The following is a 7016-nucleotide window of genomic DNA, read 5'->3' as shown; positions in this document are numbered from 1 at the left end:
TAGCCTAAAAACTCAATAAAAGTAAGTTCCTCTTGATTAAAATTCTGGCTCTGCAGTGTAGAAAAACTTAATAGAAATAAGAAAGAAAACAGTTTTACTAGATTTCTCATTTTACTTTTTCTCCTTTCCTTTATCTTCTTTTTCTCCTGAATTGTAATAGTTTGGTGGGAAACCATTCAAGTTTCGCCAAATCTCGTACCATACCGAAACGGTTTCTAACAACGCTATACTTTGCGCACCAGCACCAATACTTAATTCTTTTGGCCAGTGACGATCTTCTCCATCTGGCGAAACCAGAATTCTGTATTTTCCGTTTGGACTAATGAAATTCTCTATAGCTACAACTTTACCCCCGTAAGTTCCATAAGACAACCCAGGCCATCCAGAAAATACAATTCTAGGCCATCCATCAAACCAAACACGAACTTTTGCACCACGATGCACAAGCGGTAAATCGATTGGATCTACATAAGTTTCTACTGCAATATCGTATTTAGCTGGCATTATACTTACAACAGGAGTTCCTTCTTTAATAGTTTCTCCAAGACCTGCCAATAAAGCACGGTTTACATAACCACTCTGTGGCGCTGTAATATAGTACAAACCATTTCTAAGTCTGTAATTGGTATACTGATTCTCTAGTTTGTTAACCTGAGCTTCTGTATCGTACTGTGTACTTAAGGCAGTAAATTTATCACTTCTTGATTTTGATATTTTTTCAGCATATTCAGCAGTAATTCTGCTAACTTCTACTCTTGCATTAATCAATTCGTTTTTACTGCTCAACAGTTTATTTTCTTGCGTAATCACATACGCTTCAGACTCTTGCAGTTTTAATCTTTTCTGCTCGACATCTGTCATTGGTTTTAAACCTTCTTTATTTAAAGCAGTAGAACGATCAAATTGTGTTTTTGCAATTCTAAGCTGTGTTTTTACTGCTACAAGATCCATACTGTCGCTTTTTATTTTCAGTTGCGACTGACGAATTTTGTTTTGCGCCTGCTGTAGTTTCAATTGTTTTTCAGTATTCAAAGACTGCGCTTGAACATCTAACGAATTTACTTTATCACCATATGACTCTACGGCCATTTTTTTGGCATCTACTTGTTGTTTGGTATTGTTAACCAAATTAGGATCCAAGTAATCTTCTTTGATCTCCGAAATGTAAAGTATCGTATCTCCTTTCTTTACATAATCTCCTTCTTTTACAAACCATTTTTCAATACGTCCTGCAATGGCATTATGAACCGTTTGAGGTCTCTGATCTGGTTTTAAAGTTGTTACAGAACCTGTTCCCGAGATGTTTTGTGTCCAAGGCAAGAAAAGGCATAAGACAGCAAAAATCAAAAACCCGATTATGACTTTGTTTAAAATTTCGTAATGAGGTCTACGAGCAACACTTGTAATCGATTTGTATTTGCCCGGCGTTATAAGTACGTTGTTATCTTTAGATAGGTTGAGCATGATTAAAGCTTTATGTCGTTAATAATTTTTCCGTCATCAATCGTAATCATACGACTGCATTTGCTTTTCCAAACATCATTTTTAGAAGTCACAATAACAGTCCAGTCGTTTTCTTCAGAAAGTAAAAAATCAACAATTTTACTCGAAGTCAATTCGTCCATTTTGTCAACTGGATCCTCTAAGAATAAGATATTCGGTTTACCCACAATACTCCTTGCCAAAAGAATCTTTTGAACATCAGAAGCAGAAAGTTCACGACCTCCAGGATGAATTTGATTCTCCAACCCGTTTTCGAAAGTTTTAATATATGGCGTAAGACCAACATTATCTAAAGCCCATTTTAAATCATCACTATTTAGTTCTTCATTTCCAAAAACAATATTCTCTCGAATTGTTCCTGCAAAAAGCGTATCGCCTTGCAAAAATGTCCCCGATTGCGCTCTATATGTATCTTCGTTAAGACGATTCATATAATTATCGGTCACATACATGGCACCGCTTTCTGGTTCTAGAACACCCGAAAGCAATCGCAGCAAAGTACTTTTTCCTGCACCATTTGTTCCTGTAAGAATAATTTTTTCACCTTGAGAAATTTTCAAGTTGATATTCTTAAGCGATTTTTTATTGTGTCCTGGATAATTGTAACTCATGCTTTCGGTCTCGATATTGATTCCTTTTTCTGTTTTATCTGAAGTTTGAGGAATGCATGAAATCTCCATATCAGTCACCTGACCAATTTTTTCAACAGAAGTCAGCACGTCGTAGAAAGACTCCAATCCGAAGATGATTTTTTCTACTGAGTTAATTAACAATACAATTACGATTTCAGCTGCTACGAACTGCCCTATGTTCATTTGGTGGTGAATTACCAGAAAACCACCGATAGATAATAAGGCAGCAGTAACAATTACTTTAAAAATAGTCAGCTGAATATATTGCTTCTTCATTACCTGAAAGTGCTTTTCACGGTAATTGACGTAGTTGGTTACATAACCATCGTTTCTGTCCAATGCATATTCAAAAGCTCCTTTTCTGCGGAAGCTTTCTCTATTGCGGGCAATTTCTTGAAGCCATGCTGCAACTTTATATTTAAATTTTGATTCGTTCAAACTTGTCTCAAGACCATCTTTGTACGAAAATTTAAAAATGACATATAAAATGACAATAAATAAAAGTCCGATTACCATAAAGAAAGAATGGTAAAGAACTAATAGAATAATCCCCAGACCAACCTGAAGAAATGCGGTGCAGAAATCAAGCAATAATTTTGCAGTTCCTTTCTGTACCATTAAAGTATCAAAAAAACGATTGGCTTTTTCGGGAGCATATTCCGAGTACATTTCTTTAAATTTTATTAAAGGCATTCTGTACGCAAATTCAAAAGACGAACGCACAAAAATTCGCTGCTGCAGATTCTCTACAATTCGCAGCTGCAAAATCGTAAGAATACCTCCAAAACCAACGCCCACCGTAACTAGAATTACCAGAACGATCCACGAGACGCTTAGCTGTCCGCTTTGAATAAAATTAATAATAGCTTGGATTCCCAAAGGCAGAGAAAGATTTACTAACCCTGCAAATGCAGCATAGAAGATAATTTGATATACATCGCGCTTATCGAGCTGCAATAAGTTATAAAAACGTTTAAATGGTGTCATGAATTTAAAGTATAAATACAAGATTATTACATAGAATAAATATACGGCAAAAACCGCATTAATGGATTAAGATTTTTACCCTAATCCTTAAAAAACAAGTATTTATGAATTCAATCGAGGAGGCGGTATATCTATTTTGCCATGAAAGCCAAATGAGAAGATTGTATTGTCAATATATTTTTTTCCTTCAGATTCTATTAAGAAATAAAAATTAGGCATTAGTGATTCTGATGAAACCAAATATTCCATTAAAGGAATTCCTTTTGACAATTTAGCCGTTTTAGTATCTTTTGTTTTGTAATCGTCCATTTCTTCTGGAATTCCGTCACATTTAAAGATTTTCTTCAAGAAATTGCAAGTAATGCCTTTTACAGTATAAGTTTCAGCATTATCACTCAAGATTCTTCCAACACTATTAGAAATGTTTAAACTGCTAATTAGAAAATAGCCGACAAGCAACACCTGAAGGCATTTACATAAAAAGCTATTTTTAATTTTGTTCAACATAGTCTAAAAAAAGGCTGAAAGTTTAACCAAATCAAATCTTTTTGATTCAGGATCCCAGTAAATTAAGGCGTTTATTCTATTTTTTCTGAGCGCGCAAGTTAGAGCCATTTTTTTTGCAGAACATTAAAATAACATTAGAATTTAGAACCATTCAAAACTTTAGAAATTTATTAACAAGGCATTCTTACAGTCTGTCGGAATTATGTAAAGACTAATTGCAATTCTATAACTCATAATGACTTAAGCAATCTACTTTTGGTAAGCAAAAAAATTTGACAACATACAATAAAGAAATATCAAAGTGTTACCTATTAAAGAAACTCCATATATAAACAATTTAATACAGAATCAAGACATGATTTACGCAAAGAATGATTTGACCCGATTTCTAGATGCTCAAAACAAATTGTACTTAACTGCTTTTTCTGAAATTGAAAAAGGTAAAAAAGAAACGCATTGGATGTGGTTTATTTTTCCGCAGATTAAAGGACTGGGAAAAAGTACGATTTCAGATTATTATGCTGTAGCAGATTTAAAAGAGGCAACCGAATTCTTAAATCATCCTATTCTGTCTAAACATCTTATTGAAATTTCAAAACTTTTATTGACTTTTAATAAAAAATCTGCCGAAGGAATTTTGGGCGATTTAGGCGCCAAAAAACTGCATTCTTCTATGAGTTTGTTTGTTTTGGTCGAAAATGCTCATCCTGTATTTCAGCAAGTTTTAGACACTTTTTTCTTTGGACATCTGGATCAGCTTACTTTAAATTTTACTCAAAACACTAGTGTTCTGCCAAACACAGTACTTTCTTAATATTCTTAGGACAAAAAAAGGGAATAGGTTTCTATCTATTCCCTTTTTAATGAATTAAAAAAAAACTTCTATACTTTTCTTTTCTACCTTAACTCAAGATCATACGCTTTTCATAGTAATCACAGAATTATAGATTTTCATTCTAAAACAGCAAAAACACTTTTAAGGTACTGCATGTGAGTTTGCTTTTCTTCAAAATAATACACAATTATTTTCCATTTATAATTATTGTATTTTTGGACTAGCAAATTATCTTCATTTATAAAAAAGAAACAGTCCACATGCTTCGACCTTGGCCTTTAGAAATTCAGTTAGACAAAAAATCAGATAAAGCCATTTATCTCCAAATTGCCGATGCCATAATTGAGGCTATCCAAACAGGAAAATTGGTTAGCGGAAATGCTTTGCCAGGAAGCAGACAATTGGCTGAATTATTAAAAGTAAACCGAAATACTGTTGTAGAAGCTTTGGATGTTTTAATTGCCGAAGGCTGGCTTGTAACAATTGACCGAAAAGGAACTTTTGTAACCGAATCACTTTCGCAAATTCATCATTCGACAGAAAATAAAAAAGAGCAAAATATTGCAATTGAAGAACCTAAAAGCTTTTTGGTTTTTGATGACGGACTTCCAGACAGCCGTCTTGCTCCAATGAACGATTTAGCAAGAGCATATCGAGAGTTGTTTAGCCGAAAATCGCGTTGGCAAATTATGGGTTACAGTAACGAATTGGGAAATTTAAATTTTAGAAAATCAATTGCTCAAATGCTCAATTTTAAGCGTGGCATGAGTATTTCTCATGATCAAATCTGCATTACGCGCGGAAGCCAAATGGCAATGTATCTTGCTTCTCATTGTATTTTAAAATCGGGCGATTTGGTTTTGGTCGAAAATCCTGGCTACAAACCTGCTTGGGAAGCTTTCGAGAATGCTGGCGCAACTTTACTTCCGGTAAATGTAGAATCGGACGGATTGGATATTGATCAAGTCGAAAAATATTTGCTGCATAAAAATATAAAAGCCATTTATGTTACGCCACATCATCAGTTTCCAACTACGGTTACTTTGTCTTTAAAAAAGCGTTTAAAACTGATTGAACTTTCGAATCAATATAATTTCACGATTATTGAAGATGATTATGATAATGAATTTCATTTTGGACAAAGACCAATACTTCCGATTTCTAGTTATTCGGGTTTGAAAAACTATATTTATATTGGCACTTTCAGCAAAATTGTTGCTCCAGCTTTACGTATAGGATATTTAGCCAGTTCGAATGAAAACATTCAGAAGATTGGAAATCATAGAAAAATAATCGACGTTCAAGGCGATAATATTATGGAAGAAGCAATTTTAAACCTCATCAATGAAGGCAAAATAAAGCGCCATCTAAAAAAAGCTAATTTGGTTTATAAAAGTAAAAGAGATTTTTTCGAAAGTTTATTAAATCAATATCTTCAAGGTAAAATCGTTTTTACAAAACCAGAAGGCGGACTTGCTTTTTGGATTGTTCCAAAAGCAGAAATTAATGTTTTGGAAATTTTTGAAAAACTAAAATCGCAAGGCATTCAAATCATGAGTTCTGATCGATTTAGTTTTGATGAAACCATCAAAGGTTTTCGTCTGGGCTATGCTTCTCTTTCTGAAAAACAAATGGAAGAAGGAATAAAGGCACTTGCAAAGCTTTTATAAAAATCCTAAAGGCATTAGCAAATCTATACTTTAGACGCAGATTTTACGGATTTGCTATCGCAAAGACGCGGAAAAAAACTGATTTTAAAAATCTGCGTGAATCTGCGTTTTCGCGATAGCGAATCTGTTTTATCTGCGTTCAATTAACTTAACAACAAGTTAATTACAGTTTTCCATTTCAATAATAGAAAAACCATTTTCCCGAACTTGATTTTCAACTTCAATTGGCGCTTTGTCTATGTGGCAGAAACGGCATTCTTTAGAAGATAATGTTTGTCCTTCCTCATTTACACTTTTCAGATATAATTTTCCGTATTCGTACACTTGTTCTGCATCGTTAACATTTTCGTCAACCAAAATATCAAAATGCATAATTTTTCCATCTTTGCGGGTTACATAGGTATCCCAAACTGCTATTTTCATTTTTTATAAGGTGCTAAGATTCTAAGTTATTAAGGTTCTAAGTTTTTTTTCTCTGCAAATTTATTTTGGATTTAAAAGTTTAAAACCATCCAGTTTTTTCATTTTTTGAAATGTACTGGTCCAGTATGATTTTATGGTTTAGATTTAATTTTGCAGTATGAAAAACGATATTATTTTTAATTTGATTAAAGTGCATCAACGCATTGAAAGTGCTTGCAGAATTGCTGGAAGAAATCCTGAAGATGTTCAGCTTTTATTGGCGACCAAAACTGTTCCAGCAGAGCAAATACGAATTGCAATCGAGGCTGGCGAGACTTTAATGGGGGAAAATAAAATGCAGGAATTGCGAGATAAAAATGATGTTTTGAAAAGTCTTCCTGTCGAACGTCATTTTATCGGACATCTTCAAACGAATAAAGTAAAAGATGTTTTGAAATATGTAACTTGTATTCAATCTCT

The 7016-nt window shown here is 33.7% G+C and carries 6 protein-coding genes and 1 pseudogene; 3 read left to right on the top strand and 4 right to left on the bottom strand.

The window, feature by feature from the left end; all coding sequences use genetic code 11:
• Window positions 1–111 precede the first annotated feature (111 nt).
• The 3 genes from B3J44_RS17745 to B3J44_RS17735 form a co-directional block, all read right to left on the bottom strand.
• Window positions 112–1464: an HlyD family secretion protein gene (locus B3J44_RS17745; protein ID WP_198856576.1), complete on the bottom strand. Its 1353-nt coding sequence runs from the start codon at window positions 1462–1464 to the stop codon at window positions 112–114.
• Between the two features lie 2 nt (window positions 1465–1466).
• Window positions 1467–3122, bottom strand: coding sequence for a peptidase domain-containing ABC transporter (locus B3J44_RS17740; protein ID WP_286970042.1), 1656 nt, complete (start codon window positions 3120–3122; stop codon window positions 1467–1469).
• A 102-nt stretch (window positions 3123–3224) separates the two neighbouring features.
• Window positions 3225–3629 (bottom strand): hypothetical protein, encoded by a 405-nt coding sequence (locus B3J44_RS17735; RefSeq protein WP_286970041.1) that lies wholly within the window; start codon window positions 3627–3629, stop codon window positions 3225–3227.
• A gap of 355 nt (window positions 3630–3984) precedes the next feature.
• Between B3J44_RS17735 and B3J44_RS17730 the strand changes: the two genes are divergently transcribed.
• The gene (locus B3J44_RS17730; RefSeq protein ID WP_198856579.1) at window positions 3985–4443 is read left to right on the top strand and encodes a DUF1810 domain-containing protein; all 459 of its coding nucleotides are present in this window, start codon (window positions 3985–3987) and stop codon (window positions 4441–4443) included.
• A 281-nt stretch (window positions 4444–4724) separates the two neighbouring features.
• On the top strand, window positions 4725–6134 hold the full coding sequence (locus tag B3J44_RS17725) for a PLP-dependent aminotransferase family protein (RefSeq protein ID WP_286970039.1): 1410 nt from the start codon (window positions 4725–4727) through the stop codon (window positions 6132–6134).
• Window positions 6135–6293: 159 nt separating this feature from the next.
• Here B3J44_RS17725 and B3J44_RS17720 read toward each other — a convergent pair whose 3' ends face one another.
• Entirely contained in the window at window positions 6294–6557 is a 264-nt protein-coding gene (locus tag B3J44_RS17720; protein ID WP_286970038.1) for a DUF2024 family protein, read from the bottom strand.
• Between the two features lie 157 nt (window positions 6558–6714).
• On the opposite strand from B3J44_RS17720, the pseudogene B3J44_RS17715 reads away from it, so the two are divergent.
• Window positions 6715–7016, top strand: a pseudogene (locus tag B3J44_RS17715) (YggS family pyridoxal phosphate-dependent enzyme); the annotation flags it as partial.

This window comes from Flavobacterium sp. UBA4854 (genome assembly GCF_002399805.1).
Lineage (GTDB): Bacteria > Bacteroidota > Bacteroidia > Flavobacteriales > Flavobacteriaceae > Flavobacterium > Flavobacterium ginsengisoli.
Note: the sequence above shows the minus strand (reverse complement) of the source record. Positions and strands in the feature narration are given on the sequence as shown.

What these genes read in the sequence shown, in the direction of transcription:
- B3J44_RS17720 (WP_286970038.1), bottom strand. Translation starts at nt 6,557, where the DNA reads ATGAAAATAGCAGTTTGGGATACCTATGTAACCCGCAAAGATGGAAAA.
- B3J44_RS17740 (WP_286970042.1), bottom strand. Translation starts at nt 3,122, where the DNA reads ATGACACCATTTAAACGTTTTTATAACTTATTGCAGCTCGATAAGCGC.
- B3J44_RS17745 (WP_198856576.1), bottom strand. Translation starts at nt 1,464, where the DNA reads ATGCTCAACCTATCTAAAGATAACAACGTACTTATAACGCCGGGCAAA.
- B3J44_RS17730 (WP_198856579.1), top strand. Translation starts at nt 3,985, where the DNA reads ATGATTTACGCAAAGAATGATTTGACCCGATTTCTAGATGCTCAAAAC.
- B3J44_RS17725 (WP_286970039.1), top strand. Translation starts at nt 4,725, where the DNA reads ATGCTTCGACCTTGGCCTTTAGAAATTCAGTTAGACAAAAAATCAGAT.
- B3J44_RS17735 (WP_286970041.1), bottom strand. Translation starts at nt 3,629, where the DNA reads ATGTTGAACAAAATTAAAAATAGCTTTTTATGTAAATGCCTTCAGGTG.